The sequence below is a fragment of the Haloarcula pelagica genome (genome assembly GCF_030127105.1).
Classification (GTDB): domain Archaea; phylum Halobacteriota; class Halobacteria; order Halobacteriales; family Haloarculaceae; genus Haloarcula; species Haloarcula pelagica.
Genome location: NZ_CP126161.1, coordinates 454,174 through 479,728, shown reverse-complemented (window position 1 = coordinate 479,728; position 25,555 = coordinate 454,174). Strand labels below are relative to the sequence as shown.

The 25,555-nt window shown below is 66.2% G+C and carries 20 protein-coding genes and 1 tRNA gene; 10 read left to right on the top strand and 11 right to left on the bottom strand.

The window, feature by feature from the left end:
* Positions 1-20 precede the first annotated feature (20 nt).
* From P1L40_RS02585 to P1L40_RS02575, 3 genes are all read left to right on the top strand, one after another.
* Positions 21-2,429: a penicillin acylase family protein gene (locus tag P1L40_RS02585; protein WP_284009751.1), complete on the top strand. Its 2,409-nt coding sequence runs from the start codon at positions 21-23 to the stop codon at positions 2,427-2,429.
* A gap of 419 nt (positions 2,430-2,848) precedes the next feature.
* Positions 2,849-4,039: an MFS transporter gene (locus P1L40_RS02580; protein ID WP_284009750.1), complete on the top strand. Its 1,191-nt coding sequence runs from the start codon at positions 2,849-2,851 to the stop codon at positions 4,037-4,039.
* A gap of 116 nt (positions 4,040-4,155) precedes the next feature.
* Entirely contained in the window at positions 4,156-5,001 is an 846-nt protein-coding gene (locus tag P1L40_RS02575) for a hypothetical protein (protein ID WP_284009749.1), read from the top strand.
* A gap of 44 nt (positions 5,002-5,045) precedes the next feature.
* Here P1L40_RS02575 and P1L40_RS02570 read toward each other — a convergent pair whose 3' ends face one another.
* The gene (locus P1L40_RS02570; RefSeq protein WP_284009748.1) at positions 5,046-7,085 is read right to left on the bottom strand and encodes an AMP-binding protein; all 2,040 of its coding nucleotides are present in this window, start codon (positions 7,083-7,085) and stop codon (positions 5,046-5,048) included.
* A 106-nt stretch (positions 7,086-7,191) separates the two neighbouring features.
* On the opposite strand from P1L40_RS02570, the gene P1L40_RS02565 reads away from it, so the two are divergent.
* Positions 7,192-7,773: a GNAT family N-acetyltransferase gene (locus P1L40_RS02565; RefSeq protein ID WP_284009747.1), complete on the top strand. Its 582-nt coding sequence runs from the start codon at positions 7,192-7,194 to the stop codon at positions 7,771-7,773.
* Between the two features lies 1 nt (position 7,774).
* On the opposite strand, the gene P1L40_RS02560 is transcribed toward P1L40_RS02565, so the two are convergent.
* The gene (locus P1L40_RS02560) at positions 7,775-8,260 is read right to left on the bottom strand and encodes an FKBP-type peptidyl-prolyl cis-trans isomerase (protein ID WP_284009746.1); all 486 of its coding nucleotides are present in this window, start codon (positions 8,258-8,260) and stop codon (positions 7,775-7,777) included.
* A gap of 85 nt (positions 8,261-8,345) precedes the next feature.
* Positions 8,346-9,368 carry a DUF7544 domain-containing protein gene (locus P1L40_RS02555; RefSeq protein ID WP_284009745.1) on the bottom strand — a complete coding sequence of 341 codons (1,023 nt, stop codon included), beginning with the start codon at positions 9,366-9,368 and terminating at the stop codon, positions 8,346-8,348.
* 538 nt (positions 9,369-9,906) lie between these two features.
* On the opposite strand from P1L40_RS02555, the gene P1L40_RS02550 reads away from it, so the two are divergent.
* Positions 9,907-10,392: a type IV pilin N-terminal domain-containing protein gene (locus tag P1L40_RS02550; protein WP_284009744.1), complete on the top strand. Its 486-nt coding sequence runs from the start codon at positions 9,907-9,909 to the stop codon at positions 10,390-10,392.
* 500 nt (positions 10,393-10,892) lie between these two features.
* Positions 10,893-12,392, top strand: a complete 1,500-nt coding sequence (locus P1L40_RS02545) for a sensor histidine kinase (protein WP_284009743.1) — start codon at positions 10,893-10,895, stop codon at positions 12,390-12,392.
* A 453-nt stretch (positions 12,393-12,845) separates the two neighbouring features.
* Here the strand turns inward: P1L40_RS02545 and P1L40_RS02540 are convergent, their stop codons facing one another.
* The 4 genes from P1L40_RS02540 to P1L40_RS02525 all read right to left on the bottom strand — a co-directional run bounded on the left by P1L40_RS02540 (position 12,846) and on the right by P1L40_RS02525 (position 15,198).
* Positions 12,846-13,598: a hypothetical protein gene (locus P1L40_RS02540; protein WP_284009742.1), complete on the bottom strand. Its 753-nt coding sequence runs from the start codon at positions 13,596-13,598 to the stop codon at positions 12,846-12,848.
* The gene (locus P1L40_RS02535) at positions 13,588-14,475 is read right to left on the bottom strand and encodes a hypothetical protein (RefSeq protein WP_284009741.1); all 888 of its coding nucleotides are present in this window, start codon (positions 14,473-14,475) and stop codon (positions 13,588-13,590) included. The genes P1L40_RS02540 and P1L40_RS02535 overlap by 11 nt, the downstream gene beginning before the upstream one ends.
* 118 nt (positions 14,476-14,593) lie before the next feature.
* The gene (locus P1L40_RS02530; RefSeq protein ID WP_284009740.1) at positions 14,594-14,758 is read right to left on the bottom strand and encodes a hypothetical protein; all 165 of its coding nucleotides are present in this window, start codon (positions 14,756-14,758) and stop codon (positions 14,594-14,596) included.
* Positions 14,759-15,055: 297 nt separating this feature from the next.
* Positions 15,056-15,198 (bottom strand) — tRNA-Met (locus tag P1L40_RS02525).
* A gap of 112 nt (positions 15,199-15,310) precedes the next feature.
* Between P1L40_RS02525 and P1L40_RS02520 the strand changes: the two genes are divergently transcribed.
* A complete protein-coding gene (locus tag P1L40_RS02520) occupies positions 15,311-16,243 on the top strand; it encodes a DUF7115 domain-containing protein (protein WP_284009739.1) in 933 nt (310 codons plus the stop codon).
* Here P1L40_RS02520 and P1L40_RS02515 read toward each other — a convergent pair whose 3' ends face one another.
* Positions 16,244-16,615, bottom strand: a complete 372-nt coding sequence (locus P1L40_RS02515) for a DUF5830 family protein (RefSeq protein ID WP_284009738.1) — start codon at positions 16,613-16,615, stop codon at positions 16,244-16,246.
* Positions 16,616-16,690: 75 nt separating this feature from the next.
* Between P1L40_RS02515 and P1L40_RS02510 the strand changes: the two genes are divergently transcribed.
* Complete coding sequence (locus P1L40_RS02510) at positions 16,691-17,353, top strand: TVP38/TMEM64 family protein (protein ID WP_284009737.1); 663 nt, start codon at positions 16,691-16,693, stop codon at positions 17,351-17,353.
* Here P1L40_RS02510 and P1L40_RS02505 read toward each other — a convergent pair.
* Positions 17,328-20,219, bottom strand: a complete 2,892-nt coding sequence (locus P1L40_RS02505; RefSeq protein WP_284009736.1) for a hybrid sensor histidine kinase/response regulator — start codon at positions 20,217-20,219, stop codon at positions 17,328-17,330. The two genes, P1L40_RS02510 and P1L40_RS02505, sit on opposite strands and share 26 nt — an antisense overlap.
* 88 nt (positions 20,220-20,307) lie before the next feature.
* On the bottom strand, positions 20,308-20,430 hold the full coding sequence (locus P1L40_RS02500) for an HVO_2523 family zinc finger protein (protein ID WP_284009735.1): 123 nt from the start codon (positions 20,428-20,430) through the stop codon (positions 20,308-20,310).
* An 85-nt stretch (positions 20,431-20,515) separates the two neighbouring features.
* On the opposite strand from P1L40_RS02500, the gene P1L40_RS02495 reads away from it, so the two are divergent.
* Both P1L40_RS02495 and P1L40_RS02490 read left to right on the top strand, forming a co-directional pair.
* Complete coding sequence (locus P1L40_RS02495) at positions 20,516-22,015, top strand: sulfite oxidase (RefSeq protein WP_284009734.1); 1,500 nt, start codon at positions 20,516-20,518, stop codon at positions 22,013-22,015.
* 107 nt (positions 22,016-22,122) lie between these two features.
* Positions 22,123-22,272: a hypothetical protein gene (locus tag P1L40_RS02490; protein ID WP_284009733.1), complete on the top strand. Its 150-nt coding sequence runs from the start codon at positions 22,123-22,125 to the stop codon at positions 22,270-22,272.
* A 72-nt stretch (positions 22,273-22,344) separates the two neighbouring features.
* Here the strand turns inward: P1L40_RS02490 and P1L40_RS02485 are convergent, their stop codons facing one another.
* Positions 22,345-25,476, bottom strand: coding sequence for an adenosylcobalamin-dependent ribonucleoside-diphosphate reductase (locus P1L40_RS02485; protein ID WP_284009732.1), 3,132 nt, complete (start codon positions 25,474-25,476; stop codon positions 22,345-22,347).
* Between the last annotated feature and the right edge of the window lie 79 nt (positions 25,477-25,555).

Genomic DNA, 25,555 nt, shown 5'->3' with positions numbered 1-25,555 from the left:
CCTCGGATCGCCATATCGGTATGGACTGGAGTCGCAGAGCCCTCCTGTCGGCCGTCCTCGCAGGCGGCGTCGGCGGGGCGACCCTCTCGCCTGCGGGGTCCGTTCTCGACCGGTTCGCGGCGCTGGACGGCGACTACTGGGCGGCCGCTCGCCGCGAGACGCCCGAGCGCGTCGAGAGCCCCTTCGGGTCGGCGACGGTCAGGTACGACGACGACGGCGTCCCGACGATCGAGGCCGACGGCTCGCGCGCGCTGGCCTACGCCGTCGGGTACGTCCACGGGACCGACCGCCGCTTCCAGTTGGACCTGTTCGCCCGCCGGATGCGCGGGGAACTCGCGGCCGCTGTCGGCCAGCAGGCCGTCGAGTCGGATCGCTTCCACGCCCAGATGGACTTCACCGCCGCCGCCGAGGCCAACTGGGCGGCCCTGGAGGACACCGACACCGGAGCGGACCTGGCGGCCTTCGCCGAGGGGGTGAACGCGGCCACCGGCGACGGCGCGCTGCCGGCGGAGTTTCAACTCCTGGAGTACGAACCCCGCCAGTGGACGCCGGTCGACTCGCTGTTGATCCAGAAACAGATCGGCTGGGGACTGACCGGGAGCTTCCGGACGCTCCGGGTCGCGGCCGCCACGGACGCGCTGGGGGCCGACGCCGCGGCCTCGCTGTACCCGAACCGGCTCGACCACGACTACCCGATCCTCCCGGCCGCCGAGATCGGCGGTGACGAGAGCGAACGGGTCGATGCGGGTGCGAGCGAGGTGAGAGTGGGCGGCGACCGCGGTGGCATCGCCCCCGAGTTCGCCCGCTGGGCGTCGGCCTTCGAGTGGCCCGACGGCGTCGGCTCGAACTCCTGGGTCGTCTCCGGCGAGCACACCGCCAGCGGCCGACCGCTGCTGGCCAACGACCCCCATCTGACGCTGTTCGCCCCACCGGTGTGGTACCGCCAGCACCTCCGGGCGCCGGACCTCCAGGTGGGCGGTGTCGCCTTCCCGGGGGTTCCCTTCGTCGTCATCGGCGAGAACGACGCCGGCACCTGGGGGTTCACGAACGCTAACGCCGACTGCATCGACTTCTACCGGTACGAGACCGACGGCGAATCCTACCGGTACGACGGGGAGACACGTGAGTTTGATGTCGAGGAGCGCCCTATCGAGGTCGCCGACGCCCCCGATCAGACGGTGACGGTCCGGAAGTCGGTCCACGGGCCGGTCCTGGAGCGGTTCGGCCAGCGGGTCGGCGTCGCCTGGGTCGGTCTCCAGGCCACCCGCACCGCGGGGGCCATCCGGGACCTGAACTACAGCGACGGCCGCGACAGCGCGCTCGATGCGCTCTCGCGGTTCGACCACCCGACACAGAACGCCGTCTACGCCGACCGGGAGGGCAACACCTGCTACTACATGACCGGGCTGGTGCCCCGACGCCGGACCGACGGCGAGGCCGTCCCCGGGGATCAGGTGTTCGACGGCTCCGCCGGCGCGGGGGAGTGGCTCGGCTACGAGCCCTACGATGTCCCCGACCACGACGCCTACGTCGACAGCGCGGACAAACCCCAGGTAATCGACCCCGACTACGTGGCGACGGCGAACCAGCGGATCGTCGCCGACAGCCAGTTGGACTACTATCTCTCCGAGGCCTACGGCGCCCCCTGGCGCGGCAAGCGGATCTACAACCTGCTCGACCGACGGGCGCTGAGCGACGACCCGATCGATCCGGCCTTCATGCGTCGCGTTCAGCGGGATGTCCGCGACGAGCGGGCGGCGGCGTTCGTCCCGACGATCCTCGACGCGCGGTCGGCGATGGGCGAGCGTGCCCGCGGGGCCGCCGACGAACTCGACGGCTGGGACTACCGGATGGACCGCGACTCCCGGGCCGCGCTCGTGTTCGCGTTCTTCGTCGACGCCTACCGCTCGCAGGTGTTCGACGACGCCTTCGCCGCCAACGACCTCGACGACCGGTTCTACCCCAACGACTGGGTGCTGTTGACGCTACCGGCCGAGAGCCTGTGGTTCACCGACCCGCCCGGGGGCGACGCCCGGAGCAGAGCGCAGACCATCGCCGCGGCCATGGCCGACGCCGCGGCGGCCATCGACGAGGCCGGCCACGAGGTCTACGGCGACTACAACCGGACGGCGATCGACCACCCGTTCGACCAGTCGTTTCTCAACTATCCGCGCTACCCGACCGACGGTTCGCCCGCGACGGTCCGGAACGTCCGGGTCGAGAGCGGTGTCGGCAGCAGCTACCGACTGCTCGCTCGGCTGGACAGCGCGCCGTCGCTGTCGATCATCCCCGGCGGCAACGAGGGCAGTCCGTTCTCCGAACACTACGACGACCAGCTCCGGGACTGGGCCGACGGCGAGTATCGCGTCCAGCGGCCCACGACCGACGGCGACCCCGACATTCGCTTCCGGGAGGGCGGCGATGAGTGACTCGCTGTCCGTGCTGTACGGGTTCCAGACCGATCGCCGCCGGCGCTGGGTGGCGACGCTCGTCGCCGCCGCGGTCGGGATCGCGCTCGCCGCCGGCCACTGGCTCGGCCTGGTTGCCGGCGGCGCGTTCGTCGGGCTCTGCTGGCCGCGGCTCCGGTCGGCCGTCGCTGCCGGATTCGGTTTCGGACTCGTCGCTGTCGCCGTCTTCCTCGCGAGGCTCGCAGCGGCCGGCACGCTCGGGGCCGCGCTCGGGATGTGGCCGCTCGTCGGGATCGCCGTCGCCGTCCCGCTCGTGGCCGGGCCGCTGGGGGCGACGGTCCGGGGCTCTTTCCGGCGGCGCCGTAGCCCGCTGTCGCTCGCCGTCGCCCCGCCACCCGTTCGCCGACACGTATTTTCCGTCGCCGGGCGTAACCGCGGTCGTGAGCGTTCGCCGGGAGCGAATGGTCCTCGCCGCGGTCGTCTTCGTCGTCCTGCTCGCGCAGGTGTTGCTCTATCCGGGGGTCGACACGCTCGTGCGGGCACTCGGCGCGGAGACCGACCTCGACGCGAGCATGTGGTTCCTCGCGGCCGAGTTCGCCGCCTTCGTCGCCTTCGCCGGCGTCTGGGGCGTGTTGAGCGACGCGACCGGCCGCCGACTCCCGTTCATCGTCGGCGGAGCCGTCGTCGGCGGCCTGCTGTACGGCCTGCTCGCCTGGCTGCCGGGCGTCACGAGCGTCTCCTTCGAGACGGTCCTGCTCCTCCGGGCGCTCCAGGGCGCCGCGACCATCGCGCCGTTCTCGCTGTCGATGACGATGCTGATGGACCTCTCGGGCGGTCACGGCCGGAACATGGGTGCGGCGGGGATCGCCATCGGCTCCGGGACAGCGCTGGGCGCGCCGCTCGGCGGGCAGTTGTACGGCGTCGCGCCGACGCTGCCGCTGGCAGTCGCCGGCGGGCTCTTGCTGGTCGTCGCCGCGCTGGCCACGCTGGTCACGGATCGTGCGCCGGCGGCCGATAGCGGGCACGTCCGAGAGGCGCTGGCGGGCCTCCGCGGGACGCCGGCGCTGGCGATCCCCTACACGTTCGGCTTCGTCGACCGGCTGACAGCGGGCTTTTTCGCGCTCGTCGGGACGCTGTACTTCCGGACGGCGTTCTCGCTGACGCCCGGCGAGACGGGTCTGATGCTCGCGCTGTTTTTCGCCCCCTTCGCCCTCCTCCAGTACCCCTTCGGCGTCCTCTCGGATCGGGTCGGCCGCACACTTCCCGTCGCCGTCGGCTCCTCGCTGTACGGGCTGGCCGTCGTCGGCGTCGGCCTGGCTCCGACGGTGCGTTCGGCCGGCGTCGGGATGGTCGTCGTCGGCGTCATCGGCGCGTTGATGGCACCGGCGACGATGGCGCTGGTCTCCGATCTGGCCGGCGACGCGGAGCGGGGCGGGGCGATGGCCGGGTTCAACGCCCTGGGAAGTGTCGGCTTCCTGACCGGAATCCTGGTCGGCGGGTTCGTCGCCGGTGAGTACGGCTACCTCGCGGCGTTCGTCGTCGCCGGCGGCGCGGAACTGCTGGTGGCGCTCGCGGCGCTCCCGGGGCTGTTGACGCTCGATACCGCGCTACGGGAGCGCCCTGCGGACTGACCCGCCGGCACCGAGAGCGTCCAGCAGCCGACTGACTCTCATCCGACGAACGCGTGCTAGCCATCCTCCCGCTAGCTATATTCTTTCAGACGCCGTACAGGACTAGTCGAACAACCATGCCATCGACAGTCACGACTACTGATTCCGGCGGGTCGCGGGTCGGGTCGCTCTCCCTCGCCGAGAAGGCCCGGCTCGCGGCGTTCTCGCTCGTCGCCCTGGCGATCATCGCGCTCAACGTCGCGCTGACGCCCGTCGAAGTACTGGGAGCGCTGTTTCTCAGTTGGGGCGGCGGCTTCGGCATCCACCAGGTCCACGACATGGTGATCTCGGGGCTGCTCTGGATCGCCGTCTTGCTCCCGTTCGCGCTCATGCTGTATCACCCTAGCGACCGGGTGAACACCATCCTGGCGCCCGTCTTCGCCGTGAGCGTGGTCGCGGTGTTCGCGTTCCTGGCGGAGTCGCCGCTGTTTACGGGGTTCCTGACCACCAGCGTGCTCGCCGTGGTCGCGCTCGCGCTCCACCCGGCCGGTCGGTCCCTGTTGCGGTTCGACCGCGTCGAGGCCGTCGATCGCCGGCTCGCCGGTCTGTTCGTCGTCGGCGCCGTCCCGCTCCTGGCCTTTGCCACGCTGGAGACCACCAAACCGCTCGGTATCGCCGACGAACACGCCCTGTTCGTCCACTACGGCGCCATGGCGATCACGGCCGCACTGGTCGTCCTCATGGGCGCACTCGCGGTCCTGCGCCGCCGCGACTGGCGGTTCGCCGCCTGGAGCAGCGGGCTACTGGCCGCGACGCTCGGCGTCGTCTCGGTGGGCTTTCCCACCATCGAGTCCAGCCTCGGCGTGCTTGGCGGGGCACTCGCGATCGCCTGGGCTCTCGCGTTCGTCGCCGGCGTCGAGTACGCCCGGCGGGACTCGGTCCAGGCTGACCACGGCGGCGACGCCGTCTCCGGTACGGTCTGAGGCGTTCGGTTTTCACTTCGCTCGGTTGTCGCGGGCAGCGACGGCTACGACGCGTCCTCGATCGCCGCCAGCACGCCGGGGTTCTCGACGCTGGAGAGGTCACCGAGGTCCTCGCCCCGGTAGGCGGCCGCGATCGCACGGCGGACGATCTTCCCGCTCTGGGTCTTGGGGAAGGCGTCGACGAACAGCACCTCGCGAGGGCGGAACGGCTTGCCCAACTCCGCGCCGACGGTCTCGCGGATCGCCTCGGCCAGGTCGTCGTTGGGTTCGTACTCGGGGTGGAGCACGACGTAGAGGACGACCGCGGTCCCGGTCGTTTCGTCGGGTGCGCCGACGGCGGCGGCCTGGGTGACCGCCGGGTGCTCGATCGCGGCCCCTTCGACCTCCGCCGGGCCGACCTTCCGGCCGGCGACGTTGAGCGTGTCGTCGGCGCGCCCGTGGAGGTACCAGAGTCGGTCTTCGGCCCGCTGGGCCCAGTCGCCGTGGTCCCATACGTCGGGCCAAGTCGACCAGTACTCCTCGATATACCGGTCGTCGCCGGCCCACAGCGATTTCGTCATCGACGGGCAGGAGTCCCGCGCGACCAGATACCCCCGCTCGTGGCTGTCACGGATCGACTCGCCCGCCTCGTCGACGATGTCGATGTCCATTCCCAGGCCGGGACCGCCCAGCGTACAGGGGTTGAGCGGCTGGGTCGGCAGCGGCATGAGAAAGCAGCCCATGATCTCGGTCCCGCCGGAGATGTTGATGATCGGGCACGAGCCGTTCCCGACGTGCTCGTAGAACCACTCCCAGCTCTCCTCGTCCCAGGGTTCGCCGGTCGACCCCAACAGCCGCAGACTGGAGAGGTCGTGGCCGTCGAGCCACTCCTCGCCCCGTTTGCGGAGCGCTCGGATCGCCGTCGGCGAGACGCCGAAGACGGTGAGGTCGTGGCGGTCGATCATCGCCCAGAAGCGGTCCGGCTCCGGATGGTCGGGGGCGCCCTCGTACATGAAGACGGTGCCGCCGAAGGTGTGGTTCCCGAGTAGCGTCCAGGGCCCCATCATCCAGCCGATGTCGCTGACCCAGAAAAAGCGGTCGGCAGGCTTGTGATCGAACCCGAAGTACACCTCCTTGGCCGCCTGCAACAGCGCGCCGGCGTGGGTGTGGACGATCCCCTTGGGCTCGCCGGTCGTCCCCGAGGAGTACAGCAACATCGACTCCTGGCCGCTGGGGAGAGACTTCGCGGCGTAGCTGTCGGGCTGGCTGCCGACGGCGTCGGCCCACCACTCGTCGCGGCGGGTCCACTGGAGGGTCCGGTCGGGGTCGTCGGCAGTCCCGACTCGCTCGTAGACGACAGTGTGTTCGACGCCGTCGCCCTCGACGCGGTCGGCGGCGTCGTCGACTGCCTCGTCGGCCGTCTCTTTGAGCCCGACCACCGAGCCGCGGCGGTAGAAGCCGTCGGCGGTGAACAACACGGCTGGGTCTGCGTCGGCCAGCCGCGTCGCCGTCGCGTCGACGCCGAAGCCCGAGAAGATCGGTACCGCGATCGCGCCGACCTTCAGACAGCCATAGAGGATGGCCGCGACCTCGGGGACCATCGGCATGTAGAGGGCGACGGTGTCGCCGGTCCCGACGCCGACCGATTCGAGGTAGTTGGCGACCTGGCTGGCCTGTCTGTTCAGCGCGTGGAACGTGACCTCCCGTACGTCGCCGGGTTCGCCCTCCCAGACGAGCGCGGCGTGGTTTCGCGTCCCGCTGTCGCGGGCGGCGTGTCTGTCGAGCGCGTTGTGGGCGGCGTTGATGCGGCCGCCGGGGTACCACTCGGTGAACTGTGGCCCGTCGTAGGTCTCGCCGTCGACCACTCGGGAGTGGCGTTCCCGGACCGCGTCGTACGGCTCGAAGAACTCGATCCCGAGGTAGTCGACGAGTTCGTCCCAGAACCACTCGACACCCGAGTCGGGTTCGGCCGGCAGTTCGGTGGTCGTCCGGTCGATGAGTTCCTCGGAGTCCCCGATGTCGTAAGCCCGCATGAACTCCCGGACGTTCGTCGACTCGACGAACTCGCGGGACGGTACGTGTCGGTAGTCGTCGTCGCTGCTCATACGTGGTTCTCGATGACACGACTCAAAGTAGTTGTGCGCGGGGGCGCCGTCGGACCCGACCGATCTACCGGCAAACCCTTTTGCCGTGGACGGCCAAGGCCGTGGTATGTACGTCCGGGACGCGAAAAACCGTGAGGAGGTCTGGCTGCTGGACCACATCGAAGCGATGGGGCTCGACGAGACAGCGTTCCGTTCCCGCGACTACGTCGTCGCCATCGACGAACAGAGCCACGAGAAGGCCGGCTTCGGCCGCATCCGTATCCACAAGACCGACGACGGCGAGTACTGCGAACTGACGAGTATCGGCGTCCTGGAGGAGTGGCGCGGCCAGGGTGTCGGTGCACACATCATCGAACGACTCGCCGAGTACGCCGCCGACGAGGGGTTCGACGTGGTGTACTCGCTGACCAACGCGGCCGACTACCTCGCGCAGTTCGGCTTCGAGCGCATCGAGCCCGAGCAACTGCCCGAGAAACTGCGCGACCGGCTGGTGACCAAACAGGAGAACATCCAGCCCGATTCCGTCCCGCTTCGCCTCCAGGTCGAGCGCTTCCGGATGCCAGACCGGTTCAGAACCCGGTTCAAGGCCGCGTCGGCCGAGGAGACGGTCGAGTCGGAGCCCGACGAGTCCGCGGAGGACTTCGGGATCGACCCCGACGAGGCGACCTACAAGTACGACACCGGCTGACTCACTCGTTTTTCCCCCACACGTCGATCACTTCGACCTCGAAGACGAGCGTCTTGCCGGCGAGTTCGTGGTTGAAGTCGACTTCGACGGTGTCCTCCCGGACGGCGGTCACGTCGCCGTGGAGGTCGTTCTCGGCGTGGACGTGCATCCCGACTTCGGGTTCGGTCCCGACCATCGCCTCGAACGTCTCGGGGTCGTACTCCCTGATCTTCTCGGGTTCGACCGGACCGTAGGCGTCGTCCGGTTCGACCGTGATCGTCGCCTCCTCGCCCTCGCTGCGGCCCACGAGCGCGTCGTCGAGGCCGGCGATCACGTCGCGGTTGCCGACCCGGAACGAGAGCGCTTTGTAGTTGTCCGGGCCGGCGTCCTGTGCCTCGGCGAGTCCGTGGTCGGCCGCGACCTCGTACCGGGACGTGTCGAAGATGGTCCCGTCCTCGAACCGCCCGACGTACTCGATGGTGACGCCGTCCCCGTCGTCGATAGCCATACGGTCATTCCGCGGAGGAGTCTGATAAACGTCCCGTCGAACGCTCCCCGGCGACGCCTGCGAACGCTATCGGCGCGTCTGGTCGTCACTCCGCGTCGCCCTGCTCGCGGACCGCAGCCCGACGGTCGGGGATCAGATCGAGTTCGGGATCGATGTCCCCGAGGACGAACAGCGCGTAGTAGCGAAGGTACGCCACTATCGGCACCTGGACGAGCGCCGCGACGACGAGCACCGACAGGCCAAACAGGAGCCCGACCAGAACGAGCACACCGATCCCGAACGGCGGGGCGGCCGCGAGCAGTGCGACGCCGAGCACGCCGAGGACACCGAACGGGATGAGCAGTACGAGGACGGCGACCCCGATAGCGATGGCGGCGAGAATCCCGCCGAGAATGTTGAGGACGAACCCGGCGACAGCGTAGGCGAGGTACTGCCAGACGCTGGCGGTGATCGTCGGCCAGAGCCGTCGCCACCCCGCGACGACGCCACAGTCTTCGACGATCATGACCGGGACGACGAAGACGGTGGTAAAGCCGTTGACCAGGCCGACGACGAGTGCGAGGACGACAGCGACCGGGAGCAACAACAGGAATCCGACTACCGAGAACCCTGCCAGCGGGTTCCCGGGGCCGGGTCCCGCCCCGACGAACAGCGGCAGGAACACTAAGGCAGCGACGACCACCGCACTGCCGACGACGAGGAGCCCGACGACGAATCGGAAGGAGAACAGCCGAATCCCCTGCCGCCAGCGCTCCCCCCAGTACTGGCGGATGGTGACGGTCTCCCGGCGGAGCGATTCGACGAGGACGAACTCCATCACCGAGCCGACCAACAGGAACAGGAGGCCGATCAGGAGCCCGATCAGGACGAGCGAGCCGACCACGAGCAGGATGTTCGCCCCGATCTCCGGCGGGAGCGGTACGTCGCCCGGTGGCGTGTCACCGTTGGCCGGAACGTTGTACTGGACCGAGTTGAAACTCGCTCCCGGACCGCCGACGAAGAACACGACGACCGCGAGCTTGATCCACAGCGTGCGGTCGACCGGCCACAGGAGCGACCGTGTGGCGCTCACCGCGTCGTCGATGTCTTCGAGCGCGTACAACGCCATAGTCGTCTGTCACCTGACCAGCGTATAGTTACCCGATAGTTACCCGCTCGTGTCCCGTGCAAGCCGTTCTGGCGCTGCCGTTCGAGCGACCGTCCTCCGGAGTCGCCCTCCCGACGACTGGTCCGCTCCGACCGCCCGTCGGGCATGCCCCGACCGACGGCCTCGCTCCCACCGGCCCGGTGCTCCCGACCGTCTCGTATGTCGCTCGGTCATACCTCTTCAAACCGCCTTCCGGACCTGTCTCGACAGAGTTTCACGCCCGCCTCGACGGCTTAGAAGGTCCATAACACCGCAGACAACGGCACAGAGCTTACAACCGTGGCTGTTCGAACTGCCAAACGCGGGTAGTCCCCGTATTCCGGATAATACGGCCTCCAAACCGGGCTCTGAACAGGCCCCGTCCATTGTTGGGCGGACACACCGTCCGCTCCAAATCCTTCAAGCCGGTGTTGAAACCGGCCAACACGGGCTTGAGACGGCCGTTTCGCGTAAAACGTGTTATTACTTTATACTAATCCCGGCTTACCGAAGGAGTGTAATGGATCTGAAGCAACTGTTCAACGACGACGACGCCGTCTCGCCGGTCATCGGTGTCATCCTGATGGTCGCGATTACGGTGATCCTCGCCGCAGTCATCGCATCGTTCGTCCTCGGACTCGGAGACCAGACACAGAGCACGACGCCGCAGGCCAGTTTCTCGTTCGATTACAATGAGAATGAAACCGACAGAGGCCAATTAACCATCACGCACGATGGTGGGGACACAATTACTGCAAGCGAATTGTACCTTCGCGGGAGTGGATTTACCAGCAGTAGTGACGTTGTTGGTGATGCCGACTTCAAGACCAGCGGTGGGGCTTGGGGTAATTCATCTGGTGCAGCATATGGTTCAAATAGTGACATCAGTGCCGGTCAGTCAGTTATCGCCAGTCTGAACGACGACTACGAGGTCCGCGTCGTCTACGAATCCGCCGAAGGCGACTCCTCGGCGACGCTCGGCCAGGACTCCGGTCCCGAAGCGTAACTGACGCACCGTTTTTCGGCTTTCTCGAACCGAGTGCAGCGCCCGAGCAGCCGACGCGATCGGGGCGCACCGCTTTTACCGCCGGCCGGGAGGCACTCCCGACGACACACAGTGGCGTCGGACCCGATATACAGCACTCCGGCACCGCCACAGTCGCTTCGAGGCCACGGGTAGCGTGAACCGTCATCCTCTGCGGGGTTCAGAAAACTTATTGTCGACCTGCCCGCACCGCACAGATGGGTCCCGGTTCCCGCTCCGATTCCCCCTCCTGAGCGCCCCATCCTGTCACCCGGGGCCCACCCCCTGACAGCCATCTGTTCGATCGCCGTGTGTGGCCCACACGAGGCCACACGCTTCCTCTCTGGGAGTCGCGCTTCACCCTCGCCAGGTGGGGCCGGCGTCCCGACGGATTTCTCCCGAGACGCACGCGAGGTCGAGTTACACGAGGCCACCCATGCATCCCACGAGAGAGGTGACGAATTACTACTCCAACCCTCGCGGTGGGTATCACGGATGAGATTCTGAGAGGTAGATTTATTGTAGGTAGCGACAGGTTTTCCACCGAAGTGTCTACCACGAACCGGTTCAGGTTGCTTTTTGTCACAAAGCCTGGCAGTCAGAACGCTGCCATCGGCCCTGAGCTCACGGCGATTCCCCAGTTCACGGTAGAGACGATACCCGAGCTCACGGACGAGACGGAGACGACTCTCCTGGAGCGTGTCGACTGTCTCTTGCTCTCGGGGAGATTCGACGACGCGACCATCGAGAGAGGCGTCCTGATCGCTCGAAACCGAGCGCCAGGCACGCCCGTCATACTGGTGCTCACTGACCAGGAGGACCAGCCACCCGGCGAGGCTGTCCTCGCGAAGGCCGACGACTACCTCTTCGACGGGGCCGAAAAGATGCCACGGACGGTCCTCAAACACCGCGTTCTCTCGACGATCGAGAACTCACGGGCTCGGACGGAGCTCCATCGCCATCGTGATTTTCTCAGGCGAACGGAAGAGCTGGGCGATATCGGGGGCTGGGAGTACGACCTCGACAGCGAGGAGTTGCGGTGGACGGAACACGTCTACGAGATCCACGAACTCCCGCACGAATACGAACTGAGCGTGGATGACGCACTGGATTTCTACCACGAGAAGGACCGTCCGCAACTGCGGGAGAAACTGGAGACGCTATTCGAGACCGGGGACCCGTTCAGCGTGCAGGTCCGGCTCGTGACCGCGAGGGGAAACGTCAGGTGGGTCCGCGTCCGTGGAGACGCCGACGTTCGCAACGGCCAGGTACAAAAGACGCGTGGCGTCGTACAGGACGTTACCGGGCTCGTCGAACAGCGAATGGAGACGGAGAGACTGCGTGAGCAGCTCCGGGAAGAAAAGGCCCGGCTCAAGCGGCTGTCGAGAGTCCTTTCGCACGAACTGCGGAACCCGTTGACAGCGATTTACGGCCACCTGGAGTTGTACCACGATTCTGGTGGTCGCGCACACCTCGATACCGTCGAGCGCAACGTCGATCGACTCGAAGCCGTTATCGACGACATGACGTGGTTAGTTACCGAAAACAACAGCGTCGCCGAGATGTCGATGGTCGATGTCTCATCGGTGGCGCTCGACGCGTGGGAAACCGTCGGGACGGAGTCCGTCACCCTTCGAACCGAATCGATGGAGCGGGTCCCCGCTAATAGGTCGCTCCTACAGACTGTCTTCGAGAAGCTGTTCGAAAACACGTTGATGCACTCCTCGGCCACAGAGATCGTGGTCGGGCCGCAGTACATGGGCGATCATTTCGACGGCTTCTACATCGAAGACGACGGAGACGGGTTCGAACAGACCGATCCGGACGAGCTATTCGAGATCGGCATAACCGGGACTGGAGGAAACTCCGGCATCGGACTCTCCGTCGTCAAGGAGATCAGTGAGCGACACGACTGGTCGATCACCGCGCGGGAGGCCGAAACCGGCGGTGCCACGTTCGAAATCAAGACCAGTCTACTGTGAGGATGTCGGACAGTGAGCGACCCGACGGTGGCCGGTCGTACCGAGCTGGTCCGGCGACCGCGTGAACTGCTCGGTCCAGGCACCACGCTTTTTTACACAGCGTCGATTGATCCTAGCGTTCCGTGTCCGGAACTACCCCAGTGCAGTGCCCCAGTTGTGGATGGACGGGAGCACAGTCAGACCTTCAGCAGCGCAGCGATGGGCAGGTCTGCCCAGTGTGTCACGAACACGTCGCGATCGACTAACACAGCCGGCGATACCGCGCGGGGCGCGCCGTGCGTGCCTGCGCAGTAGCGCCATGATTCGTCTCGCCGTCGGCCCGTGGCACAGGCCAGCATAGTCGACAGTCACAGAACACGCGAGGCGTGTGTCGGTGCCGTCTAGCGGTTACGGGCGTGACCGGGAGCAGGAAATGCTTCCGGGTGTCCGGATACGAGCTGAGATCGAGCCGGACTACCGGCCTGTCGGACTGGTAGTGAGGGTCTCGTTGGGAACCACTAACAGGAGGAGCAGTGTCACGTACCCGAGCGTGTACCCGATCCCACCAGCGAGATAGACGGTGATGTCGCCGCCGATAGACGAGAGATTGACGACTTCGGCACCGCTCAGAATGAGCACCGTGCCATAGAGCAGGTACGCCGGCAGGTCGATCGACGAGACCTTCCAGAACAGGCCGAGCAGCGAGATAAGGAACGTCAACACTGTCCAGACGACGACCAAGAGCTGGCCGCCAGGAATCGAGATGCCGTTGACGAACAACAAGGCTCCGACGAACGCATAGAAGGCAAGTATCGCGAAGAGAAACAGAATCAGCCGTCGGACGAGCTTCTGTGTCAGGGTCGTCTGGCTCGGCGTGGACTTCGTTTCCCAGACCTCGGAAAAATTGGTCGCGATGTACGCCAACTTGGGGAAGATGATGACGGCCGCGACGCCCTCGATCCACTTGGCACCGAACGCGAAGAGCACGGCAAAGGTCGTGGGATGTCGGATGACGAAGCCCGGCAACGCCAGGACGTTAGTCACCGCCCAGACGTAGACGAGCCCAGCCAGCGCCGGCACGATGTACTCGAAGTTCGACTCCACACCGATAAACAACTGATCGAGCCCGCTCCGGAGCAGTCCGATGGAACAGACGAACAGTCCGATGACGATCACCGTCGGTCCGAGCCACCCTGGCAGGAACTCGATAGCCCACTCAAGAACCATACGTGTGCTCCGCTTTCCGCAGGAACTCTCTCGTCACTGCACCACCGACCAGCAACAGGAGGAAGATCGGGGCCGCGAGCGCCGAGAAGTTCCCCACCAGATCGGCCGGTGCGTTCGGCGAGATGATGGTCACGCCGAAAACCGAGAGCCCGAACACGGCAAGCAGGACGGCTGGCAGAATCACGATCTGTGCGAGTGTTCCCGTGACGAGATAGCTGTATTTCATCCGCTTGGGCGAGATCCCGTTCCCGAATGGAAACATCGCCAGAACCCCGATAAGCCCGACGACGAGGTACAGATCCAGCCGAACGACTTTGATCAGCTGCACAACGAGTTTGTAGTCATCGCCGAACAACCCCGACCAGTACACCGACACCTCCGGCGTCGAGAGCAGAGACGCCCCCGAGGAGGGAAGCGTTGGGAACGTAATCGCTACGACCCGGGCCAAGATGAGCGAGCAGATAAACAGCCCGATGATTACCTCACCACGAACACGAACGAGACGGTTGAAATCGGATCGAGAACTGCGATAGAACCGATCTGTGTCGAGACCGTCGGTGAGCGAGCCGCCCGTCGTGGAGCTTTGCTCCCGGGCCGAGACGAATTCAAAGCGTGCCCAGAACACGACCCCGCATACCACGACAAAAAGCAGCATAAGCGCCTCGTGAGCGAGTGCCAGAAACGCACCGACAGCACCCGTGATCGAGGTCACCGAGGAAAAAATCATATCGAGGATGAGTCCGGCCACAACGACCTGTCCGAAAAAGTAGGCTTTCACGCCGACAGGGAGGTCCGTCTTGATTCCGGCAACAATGAATCCAAACGGGAGCATATGGAACAGCAATATCGACTTCAGAATATTCGCGAGATCTATCACAACCCTCGGTATAGTCACTTTGATAAAATATTCTTTGGTTGCTTCAGTTACGGCCGCTATTAGGCCTGCTTGCGGCCGCAACTGAGAAGAGCGAACCGGGAGGATACCCCCAGGCCAGTCAGGGCAGTGACCGGTAGACGGTCGCGGACCCGATCCCCTCGGTTTCGATGAGGTCGTACCGGCCCAGGTGCCGAAGATATCGCCGCCGACTCGGACGGGACTTCGGCGCGTCCTCGGGCTTCGGGGTGATCCACACGTTCCATGAGACGAACTCCCGCTGCATCGGCCACCTCCTTGGAAGACGGGATCGGGTGCCGCTCTGCCGTCCGGGTCGATGGGGCGTCGAGGTGCTCGGGACGACGGTCACAGTCGCGTTTGTGGCCGTATTCGAGGCCGTGCGCCGGCGACACAGAAAGACGGACGTGACAGGCCGGACAGCGCCGTTCGTGGGGCTTCGTCGGCACCGGGGCGGTGTTCTTCCGGCGCCGGAGTTCAGACCGGCTAATCGTCACGCAAGATACCCCCGCGATTGACGGCAAGGCTGGCCGCTGTCCGGTGGGTATGTGAAGTTTTGTAGAAGTGCCCGGGGAGGGCTCCGAACCCTCGATCTCCGCATGGCCCAGGTCCGGGGTGTGACGAGCACCCCTGGGTCATGCCGGTTGGTACCGCATGAGTCGAAAGACCCTATGAGTGCGGCGCTATGTCCAGCTAAGCCACCCGGGCTCGGGTGCAATCCAGGCTTGGCCGCTTTCCGTCTTGAAGGTTCCCATCTCCGCCGGTCCTGTGGATCACTCTCACCCGCGGATTTAAGCCACCGGACTGGCACGTACTGACCATGGAGATACCAGACCTCGTCCGGGGAGAACTCGGGGACGAGGAGGTCCAGGCCGGCGTTGCCCTCGGCGACGAGGACATGGTCTGTTTCACGCCGTCCCGGACGCTCGTCTACCGAGGCGAGGGGTTGTTGAGCGACGAGGGGGTCGAGGTGTTCCCCCACGAGTTCGAGCGGCTCTCCGTCTCGGAAGGACGCCGGAAAGCAACGTTCTCGCTGGCCTACGTCGACACGAAACGCGAACTCTCGGTCCCGGTCAAGCGCAGCGACGCCGTGCTCGAACAGCTACTGGAGAGTTCACTCAGAGCCACTGGCGTCCTCGACGAGGGCGAGACGGTCGCGGGCGTGTTCCGGTTCAGCGAACTCACGCTCGTGGTCACCTCCGAACAACTGCTCAAACACGTCGGCAGCGTCACCTGGGACGGCGACTTCGAGCAGTTCGCCTTCGGGGACGTGACCGGCCTGGAGTTCGAGGAGGGCAGCGTCGCGACCGCGATCGTCCTCTCGGTCGACGGCCGCCCCGAGCGGATCAAGGCGCCCTCGGACAAGGCCCCGTCGCTGCGGCGCACGCTCCAGCAGGCGCTGTTTGCCTACCACGACGTGTCGTCGCTTGAGGCGCTCAACGACGCGGTCGGTGACGACGAGGAACCGGCGCCGGACGCGTCGGGGCTGGGGCTCGACGCCGGGATCGACCCACTGGTGAGCGACGACGATGACAGCGAACAGGAGCCCGAGGGACCGACGGCAGACACCGACGACGGCTGGGAGACGGCCGAACCGGACCTCGGGTCCGGGCCCGCGGTCGACGGGGACCTCGCCGCACTGGAGTCACAGGTCGAGGAACTGACCGAACTCGTCGAGCAGCAAAACGAACAGCTCCAGCGCCAGGAGAAGGTCATCAAACAGCTCATCGCCGAGCTCCGACAGGGCCGCTGACTACCCCTCGCGGCCCAGGACCTTCCTGATACACGTCGAGCCGAACGGGCCGAGTTCGCCCCCGTCGAACTGCACGAAGTGGCCGGTACCGATCGACGCACCGCAGCGTTCACACGAGAACGATCCCTCCCGGACGACCACGTCGGCGTCGAAGTTCACGTAGGTTCCCTGCGATCGCGGGCGGACGAGCCCGCCCTCGCGGTCGACGATCTCGCGCATCACCGCCGTGTCGAGGATCTCTCGCTGGAGCTGTGGGTTCGTCGTCACCGTCTCGATACGGTCGATGGCGTCCGCGACCGACAGCTCCGCGTCTTCGAGGTGTGCGAGCAGTTCGACCCCGAGTTCGACGGGGTCCCCGTCGTCGGCTGGCACGTCCGCCCGTGGGAGCGGCGAGCGGTTAATCCTTACCACAAGAGGTTTGCCGATCCCAATCAGTACAGAGAGTAGATGGATCGTCTCGCGCGGCGACAACTGGTCGGGAGTGCCGGACTGGTGGCGGTGGTCGCGCTGGCGACGCTGGTGCTCTCGCCCGCCCGGGTCGTCGCCGAGGTGATGCACCTGGCGGACCACCCGGTCTACCTCGCGGGCGTGATCGTCGGTCTGTATCTGATCCGCCCGCTGTTCGCGTGGCCGACGATGCCGCTGTCGGCGTTCGTCGGCTTCGTTCTGGGCATCGAGTACGGCATCCCAGTGGCGCTGATGGGCGCACTCGTCACCTGTCTCATCCCGTACCGCTTCGCGCTGGAGGCCGGCGAACAGGGCGGCATGTTCGGCTGGCTCGGCGATTCCGGCCGACAGATAATCGAGGTGACTGGCGAAACCAGAGGCGTCCTGGCGGCTCGACTCTCCCCGGTTCCGGCGGACCCGGTTTCCTACGGCGCGGGCTTTGCCGGCGTGTCGAGCCGCGCGTTCGTCGTCGGGACGTTCCTGGGCGAGATTCCCTGGGTCGTCGTCGAGGTGATCGCCGGCGCGTCGATGCGGTCGCTCGCGCTCACCGGGCTCTCGATCGACGCGCTCCCACACGTTCTGGTCCTCGGGGGCGTGCTGGCGGTGCTGCTGGTGGCCGGGCCGGCCTACCGCCACGTCAGCGGTCGTCCGGGGTCGTCGTGAACTCGAACCGCGCGCCGCCGGCCTCGCTCTCGGTGAGCGCGACGCTCCAGCCGTGAGCGTGTGCGATGTCCTCGACGATCGTTAGCCCGAAGCCGGTCCCCCTGGAACTCGTCGTGTAGCCGCGCTCGAACACCTGCTCGCGCTCCGACTCGGGCACGCCGGGGCCGTCGTCCGCGACGTAGAACCCCTCGGCCCCGTCCAGGGGACCGACAGTGACGAGCGCGCCGTCGGAACCGTGTTCGAGGGCGTTGCGGAACAGGTTCCCCAGCAGTTCCCGGAGCCGCGCCGCGTCGGCCTCGATCGTCGCCGAGTCGGTGACCGAGAGCGACGCGAGGGGGGCGTCGACGGTTTCCCAGGCCTGCTGGGCGACCGGATCGATCTCGACCGGGCTCGTCTCTCCGACCGTCTCGCCCTCCCGAGCCAGCGTGAGCAGTTCCTCGATGAGCTGTTCCATCCGGTCGGCGGAGTCGATCGCGTCGTCGAGGTGGGAGAGGTCACCGGTCTCGACTGCCAGCGAGAGCCGGCCCTGGACGACGTTGAGCGGGTTTCGGAGGTCGTGGCTGACGACGCTGGCGAACTCCGAGAGCCGTCGTTCCCGCTCGACGCGGTCGGCCACGTTCCTGATGACGCCCGCACTCCCGGCGAACGACTCGTCCTCCGTCGGGAGGAGCGCGATGTTGTTCTCACACGGGACGTGCTCGCCCCAGCGGGTCACCACGTCCATCTCCAGCGTAGCGTGGTCGCGCTCCGGTTCGGACAGGAGGTCCTGAATCCGCTCCTGGCCGCGCTGGAGGTCCTCGGCCGTCATGATCGTGCCGATGTGCTCGCCGATCAGCTCCTCGGGCGGATAGCCGGTCAGGGGTTCGATGGCGTCGTTGACGAACGTGAACACGCCGTCGTCGTCGAGCGTGTAGACCGGATCGCCGACCGCCTGGACGATCGTCTCGTACCGTTCGAGCTCCCGTTCGCGTTCCTTGCGGTCGGAGATGTCCCGGATGACGCCGACGGAGCCGGCGAACGAGCCGTCGTCGACCAGCGGCGCGACCTTGTCCTCGTTGATCGTCCGCTGTCCCGCGGCGTCGATCGTCTCCATCTCGAAGGTCTCCCAGATCCGGTCGTCGTCGAGCAGCGACTGGATGATCTCGGTCCCCTGTTTGACATCCGATTCGGGCATGAACTTCGTCGGGTCGGCACCGGTGATCTCCGCGCGGTCGTACCCGAGGTGATCCGCCATCGCTTCGTTCACCATCTGGATCGTCCCGGTCTCGTCGAGGACGTACATGGCGTCACCGACGTTCTCGACCAGCGTCTCGTACTGTTTGAGCTTTCGCTGCCGTCGCTTTCGCTCGGTGATATCCCGGACGACGCCGACAGTCCCGATGAACTGCCCGTCGTCTGTCAGGACAGCCATGTTGTTCTCGGCTACCCGCGTCTCGCCGTCGGCAGTCGTGACCCGCATCTCGTAGGTCCCCCAGTCTTTCCCGCCCGTCCCGAGCAGTTCCTTCGTCAGTTCCAGTCCCTCCGAGTGGTCCTCGTCGTGGATGTACGACCGTGCCAGGCTCCCGACAACGTCGTCCCGATCCTCGTTCAGGTACTCCGCCATCGCCCGGTTTGCCGTCCGGATCCGGCCGTCGGCGTCGAGAATGAACATCGGATCGCCGACGTTCTCGACCAGCGTCTCGTACTGTTCGAGTTTCCGCTCACGTTCGCGTCGCTCGGTGATGTCCCGGCCGATCCCGGCGATCCCGACGACCGCGCCGTCCCGGTCTTTGATGATCGAGCCCCGGAACTCGTAGGGGATCTCACGACCGTCGGTCGTCAGCAGCGGCGCCTGGAAGGCGTTCTCGTCCGTGTCGCTGTCCGGATCGAGTGCGTCCTCGAACGTGTCGTTGTACGCGTCGGGCAGTAAGTCGGCGCCGTGCATCCCCGAGAGCTCCTGATGGCTGTAGCCGGTCACTGACGCGAGCGTGTCGTTCCAGCGGATGAGATGGCCGTCGGTCCCGATGAGGTAGAAGGCGTCGTCGATGGCGTCGATGAGGTCCTCGGTGAACTCGCGTTCGCGTTCCAGTTCCTGCTCGCGTTGCTTCCGCGCGGTGATGTCGGTGATGAACCCTTCGAGGACCTCGATCCCGTCACCTCGCTCGTCGACGACCCGACCGCGCTCCCAGAGCCACCGTGTGTCGCCCTCCGCGGTTGTGACACGATAGCTCACCTCGAACGGCTCTCCGGCCCTGATACAGGTCTGGACCTGATTCCAGAGCCGGTCGTTCTCGTCGTCACAGATGACCGACCCCCACGACACCGCGCCGTTCTCGATGGCGTCGGCGTCGTAGCCGACGAGGTCGTCCGCGCCGTCGCTGACGAACTCCATCGGCCACCCGGGCTCGTTTCGCGCTCGGTAGACCATCCCCGGGAGGTTCGAGATGAGCGTCGAGAGCATCCGCTCGGACTCTTCGAGCGCGGTCTTCGCCCGCCGCTCGCTGACCGCCCGCTCGATGCGGTTCGCCAGCACGGTGTACTGGTCGGTCCCGACATCTTTCTGGAGGTATTCGGTGACGCCGGCCGAGATCGCGTCGCTGGCGATCTCCTCGTTGCCTTTGCCCGTAAACAGGACGAACGGCAGATCGGCGTACTCCGTACGGACACGGCGCAGGAACTCCAGCCCGTCCATGGTGGGCATGTCGTGGTCGCTGACCACACAGTCGAACGACTCCGCTTCGAGCCGATTGAGGCCAGCCTGTGCCGACCCGACGTGGGTGACGGTGATCTCGTCGTGGATCCGTTCGAGATGCATGGCGACGATCTCGCCGAAGTCCTGTTCGTCGTCCACGTGCAACACGCGGATCTCGCCGGCCCCGCTACTCATTACCCCACATCTGTGTGGCCATCATTATAAATCCGTCATCAGATGACCACTCAGAGGCCACTCGCTCACGACCAGTGGCCCGCGCCGCCTAGTAGAACGTGTCCGCGCAGTCGTAGACCACGCCGTGCTCGGGACAGACGTACTTGCAGTGGCGGTGGTACATCTGGCGATCACAGCGCGGGCAGGGTCGTCCGGTGGGGTCGTCACCCATACAGGGGACAACCCACGGCTGCAGTATCGCTCTTTGGGAAGGAATTTGGAACAACACCTTTTGGTGGAGACTGCCTGGACCAGATATGGCCGACGACCTACTGGACACTCGCTGGGGGCGCTTGCTCGTCAGTGGCGCCGCCGGGATCGCTGGCGTCGCCGGTTCGTACGCGCTGACTGGTGCTTCGCCGGCGTTCCTCGCGTCGCCGGTCGAACGGACTCTCACCCGGACGATGCCCGGGGCGATCGTCTCCTTTGCGATCACGACGCTGGGGAGTCTCGGCCAGCAACTGAACTTCGTGACCGCGATCGGACTGACCGCGCTGTTCGTCGCGCTCGCTGCCCGAGCGGCGCTGATCTTCGGCGAGGCGGCGAACAACCGGATCGTGCCAGCCGTCGGTACCGCGCTCATCGTCTGGGTCGGCGCCGTCGTCCTGACCGACGAGGTGGTCCTCTCGGCCGGTGGGGCGCTGTCGGCGGCCGGCGTGGTCGTCGTCGCACAGGTACTCGACGCCGCCAGCGACGGGAGCGATCCGATCTCGGCGAAGCGACGGCGTGCCCTGGGGACCGTCGGCCTCGCGCTGGGTGCCAGCGCACTGGGGTTCTCCGTCGGCCGCGGTCGGACGCCCGCCGCGACCGGCGACGAGGCACCCCCCCTCCAGGCGCCCGGAGCCGATCTGGAGGACGCACAGGCGAAACTCGACACCGCCGAGGCGAACGGGTTGGCCGTCGACGGTATCGAACCGCTGGTCAGCGAGCAGTTCTTCGAGGTCGACATCAACTCGATCGACCCCTCGGTCGACGCCGCCGACTGGTCGCTGACGATCACTGGCGCAGTCGAGGAGGAGATCACCCTCGACTACGACGACCTTCAGGCGATGGCGGCTCGAAACCAGTTCTCGACGTTGCGCTGTGTCGGCGAGACGCTCAACGGCAAGAAGATGGACAACGCGCTGTGGACCGGCGTCCCGGTCGATCAGTTCCTCGACGAAGCCGGCGTCCAGAGCGGCTGTGAGTGCGTGATGCTCCGGGCCGACGACGACTACTTCGAGGAGTTCCCGATCGACGCGCTCCGGGACGGCCTGCTCGTCTACGGGATGAACGGGAAGCTCCTCCCCCGGAGTCACGGCTATCCCGTCCGGGCGCTGGTGCCCGGCCACTGGGGGGAGATCAACGTCAAGTGGCTCACGGAGATCGAAGTGCTCGAACAGGAGGCCCAGGGGTACTGGGAGAAACGCGGCTGGCACGGCACCGGCCCGGTCAAAGCGGTCGCCAAACTCCACCACGCCGAACTGCTCGACGACGGTCGGCGGGAACTGGGCGGGCACGCCTACGCCGGGACGCGGGGCGTCTCAGCGGTCGAAGTCTCGACCGACGGCGGCGAGACGTGGTCCGCGGCGACGCTGTCCGAGCCCCTGCCGGACGACGATGTCTGGCGCCAGTGGACCTACACCTACGACCCGCCCGCGGACGCCCACACCGTCGTCGTCCGGATGGTCGACGAGGACGGTACTGTCCAGCCCAGCGAGGAGACCGGGAGGTTCCCGAGCGGGCCGAGCGGCTGGGTCACCAGGGAGTTCGCCTGACCGCCGTAGTGAGTCCCTATTCGGTGGTACCGACACGATAACGAGAACGGTCGGGCACCCACTGCCGGCTGTGCCATGCGTTCGTTCAGTCGACGGGGGCGGTCCCCGTGAGCAGCGGGCCGGCCCGGGACGCCGCTGATCCCGACTACCAGCCGGACCCGTCGGTCGAGGTGACCGAGTTCGGCGGGATCAGAGTGGCGTACGTCCCCGGCGACGGCGAGGCCTGGATCAGCGGCTGGGTCGACGTTCCACGGTAAAAACGGACTGCGGGCGGCGGTACACGACGGCTCCGTTGTCACACGCTCCAGCGTCTCAGTTCGGGACTCCGGTCAGCACTCGGACCAGCCACAGGACTCGCAGGTCTTGCAGCCTTCCGAGTAGTACAGCGACAGCGAGCTACATTCGGGACACTCCGGGCTCTCGCCGGCGTCGATGATCTCCTGCTGGTCGCCGGACGCGCCTGCGTCTGCGGTCGGCTGTGTCGCCGTCGCGCCGGGACCGCCGTCGGTCTCCGTGGCGGCGTCGGCGGTCGGCTGTTCCGGATCGTCCTCGTCTTCTGCGGTCTCTTCGAGCGTGGCCTGCTGCGGGTAGGCCTTGTCGACCTCGCCGTCGAGGTACCGCCGGAGGGCGGTACCGATGGCGTCGGGGATCGACTGGATCTGTTCGCCTTTGTCCCAGGCGACCTTCGGCGAGCGGATGCCCTGGAGTTCGTCGGCGATCTCGCGCGGGTCCACGCCCGAACGCAGCGCCGTCGAGATGGTCTTCGCCAGGGCCTCGGTGAAGGAGGCGGTGAACCCGCCGGAGTTGCCGATGTTGGCGAACAGTTCGAACGGCCGCTCGGCCTCGGGGTCCTCGTTGATATTGACGTACAGCTTCCCGTAGCCGGTGTCGATGCGCTGGGTGACGCCGTGGAGCACGTCCGGCCGCGAACGCTTCTTGGCGAACTCGCCCTCGCCGTCGGCGGTCTCAAGCAGCGACTCGACGGAGTCGTCGATGGCCGCCTGGACCGCCTCGTCGTCGAGGAAGCCCTCGATGCCGCCGAAGACCTCTTCGATCTGGGCGACGATCTCCTCGGCGTCCATGTCGGCGAACTCGGTGTTCTGGGCGCGCGTGGTCAGGACCTGCTTGGACCGGGTACCGTCCCGGTAGTAGGTGACGCCCTTCCCGCCGTGGTCGTAGATGTACTCGAACACCTCGGCGGCGTCCGCCACGGTGGAGTCGTTGGGCGCGTTGACCGTCTTCGAGATGGCCGAGTCGACGCCCTGCTGACAGGCGACCTGGATGCCGGCGTGGCCCTTCGCGGGCAGGTCGCCGGTCGTGACGAACAGCTCGCCGATCGCGTCGGGGACCGTCGAGAGCCCGTCGATACCGTCGAACTCGTTCGTGGCCATCTGTTCCTGGGCCTCCTGTTTGACCGCTTCAACGTCGAGGTCGTTCTCCTCCAGCGCCCGGAGGAAGTAGTCGTCGAACTCGACGAGCATCTCGTCACCCTGCACGTCGCCGGAGACGTTCTTGTAGTAGGCGACGTTGTAGATCGGCTCACAGCCGCCTGTGGTGTTGCCGATCATCGAGGTCGTCCCGGTCGGGGCGATGGTCGTCGTGTTGTGGTTCCGGATCGGGTAGCCCTCTGCCCACTCCTCGGCGTCCTCGCCGGTGTGGTGTTCGAACCACTCGGCGTACTCGGTCGGGTCGGCGAACTTGGAGCTGTCCCACTCCTCGAAGGACCCCCGGTCTTCGGCGAGTTCGTGGGAGGTCCGCTTGGAGTGGTGGTTGATGTGGGTCATCAGCTGGCTGGCGACCTCGTTCGAGGTCTCCGAGCCGTACCGCATGCCGAGCTGGATGTACAGCTGTGCCAGGCCCATGATGCCCAGCCCGATCTTGCGCATCTCCCGGACTTTCCGCTCGATCTCGTCGACCGGGAAGTCCGACATGGTGACGACGTTCTCTAGGAAGCGGGTGCCCATCTCGATGCGGCGGTCGAACTCCGCCCAGTCGATCGCGTCTTCGAGGAAGGCTTCGACGGCCTCGGCCTCGGTGTCGTACTCGTCGGCGTGGGCGGCCTCCCAGACTCGCCAGTCCGGGGCGTCCTCGGCGGCCAGCGTCGAGAGGTTGATGTGACCGAGGTTGCACGCTTCGTACTCTTCGAGGGGCTGCTCGCCGCAGGGATTCGTGGCCAGGATGCGGTGATCCGGATGTTCGTCCACGTCGAAGCTGTGCTGTTTGTTGACCCGTTCGAGATAGATGACGCCGGGTTCGCCGTTCTCGTGGGCGCCCTCGACGATCCGCTCCCACAGTTTGTCGGCGGGCACAGAGAGGATCTCGCCGGCCTCGACGTACTCGCCGAGGTCGAACATCTCGTACAGCTCTTCGGTCTGCTCGGTGGCGACGTGGGGCTCGTCCGTCCGGGGGTTGGTGAACGTGAACTCCTCACCGGCTTTCAGTGCGTCCATGAAGGCGTCGGTGATCCCGACGGAGATGTTGAAATTCGAGAGGTGGCCTTCGACGGCGTTCCGGAGGTGCTTTGGAACCTTGCCGTCCTCGTCGATGAGGTCCCGGGCCTCCTCTAAGGCGTCGGCGAAGGAGTTGTGAGTGAAGTCGTCGGGGTCGTTGAGCCGCAGGGTGTGTGCGAGTGAAACGTCCTTGTTCTTGGCGTGGATGAACTGGATGACATCGGGGTGTGAGACGCGCATGACGCCCATCTGGGCGCCGCGGCGGGCGCCACCCTGGGCGATGGTCTCACACATCTGGTCGTAGGTCCGCATGAACGTGATCGGGCCGGAGGCGATCCCGCCCGTCGAGCCGACCTGGTCGCCGTACGGGCGCAGGCGCCAGAACGCATAGCCCATCCCGCCACCGGACTGGAACACCTGGGCGGCCTCCTTGGCCGTCTGGTGGATGTCGTCGATATCGTCTTCGGGCGAGTCGACGAAACAGGCAGAGAGCTGCTGGAGTTCGTCGCCGGCGTTCATCAGCGTCGGCGAATTCGGCATAAAGGAGAGCCGTTCCATCGAGTCCTGGAACTCCGCGGCCGTCTCCTCGACGTGTTCGCGGACCGGCTCGGGGAGGTCCGGGACGACGGTGTCGTAGGCGAACTTGTTGACGTTGTATTCGGAGAGTTCGGTTTCCGTGTCGTCGTCGACGCTCGTCCCTTTCCCGAAGACCTCTTCGGCGAGCTCGTCGCGACGGGGGTGGTCGGGCTTGAGCTGGTCCGGCGTCACCGTCACGTCGATGTCTTGCTTGCGGGCCTCGAACACCGCCTCGGCCAGTGCGATGTTCTTGGCGACCCGTTCGAACAGGTCCTCCTGTTGCTCGACGAGGTCGCCGTCGGCGTCCTTCCGGAGATAGCGAGCCGGCAGGATGTTGTGATAGGCGTTGTCGGTGAGCCGATCGGCGAGCGTGTCTCCCTCGGTGCGCTTGATCGGCAGCGAAATCTCGTCGGCGGAGAGGTCGGCGTCGCTCATCTGTCCATCGTCTCCCCGACAGCGGTCGTCTGTCGGTCGATACCCCGATCTACGGCTGACCCAGTTCCTGTCATTTCTG

Bases quoted from the DNA above. Each gene is read 5' to 3' on its own strand.
- P1L40_RS02585 (WP_284009751.1), top strand. From the start codon at position 21: ATGGACTGGAGTCGCAGAGCCCTCCTGTCGGCCGTCCTCGCAGGCGGC.
- P1L40_RS02575 (WP_284009749.1), top strand. From the start codon at position 4,156: ATGCCATCGACAGTCACGACTACTGATTCCGGCGGGTCGCGGGTCGGG.
- P1L40_RS02570 (WP_284009748.1), bottom strand. From the start codon at position 7,085: ATGAGCAGCGACGACGACTACCGACACGTACCGTCCCGCGAGTTCGTC.
- P1L40_RS02565 (WP_284009747.1), top strand. From the start codon at position 7,192: ATGTACGTCCGGGACGCGAAAAACCGTGAGGAGGTCTGGCTGCTGGAC.
- P1L40_RS02560 (WP_284009746.1), bottom strand. From the start codon at position 8,260: ATGGCTATCGACGACGGGGACGGCGTCACCATCGAGTACGTCGGGCGG.
- P1L40_RS02555 (WP_284009745.1), bottom strand. From the start codon at position 9,368: ATGGCGTTGTACGCGCTCGAAGACATCGACGACGCGGTGAGCGCCACA.
- P1L40_RS02550 (WP_284009744.1), top strand. From the start codon at position 9,907: ATGGATCTGAAGCAACTGTTCAACGACGACGACGCCGTCTCGCCGGTC.
- P1L40_RS02540 (WP_284009742.1), bottom strand. From the start codon at position 13,598: ATGGTTCTTGAGTGGGCTATCGAGTTCCTGCCAGGGTGGCTCGGACCG.
- P1L40_RS02530 (WP_284009740.1), bottom strand. From the start codon at position 14,758: ATGCAGCGGGAGTTCGTCTCATGGAACGTGTGGATCACCCCGAAGCCC.
- P1L40_RS02520 (WP_284009739.1), top strand. From the start codon at position 15,311: ATGGAGATACCAGACCTCGTCCGGGGAGAACTCGGGGACGAGGAGGTC.
- P1L40_RS02510 (WP_284009737.1), top strand. From the start codon at position 16,691: ATGGATCGTCTCGCGCGGCGACAACTGGTCGGGAGTGCCGGACTGGTG.
- P1L40_RS02505 (WP_284009736.1), bottom strand. From the start codon at position 20,219: ATGAGTAGCGGGGCCGGCGAGATCCGCGTGTTGCACGTGGACGACGAA.
- P1L40_RS02500 (WP_284009735.1), bottom strand. From the start codon at position 20,430: ATGGGTGACGACCCCACCGGACGACCCTGCCCGCGCTGTGATCGCCAG.
- P1L40_RS02495 (WP_284009734.1), top strand. From the start codon at position 20,516: ATGGCCGACGACCTACTGGACACTCGCTGGGGGCGCTTGCTCGTCAGT.
- P1L40_RS02485 (WP_284009732.1), bottom strand. From the start codon at position 25,476: ATGAGCGACGCCGACCTCTCCGCCGACGAGATTTCGCTGCCGATCAAG.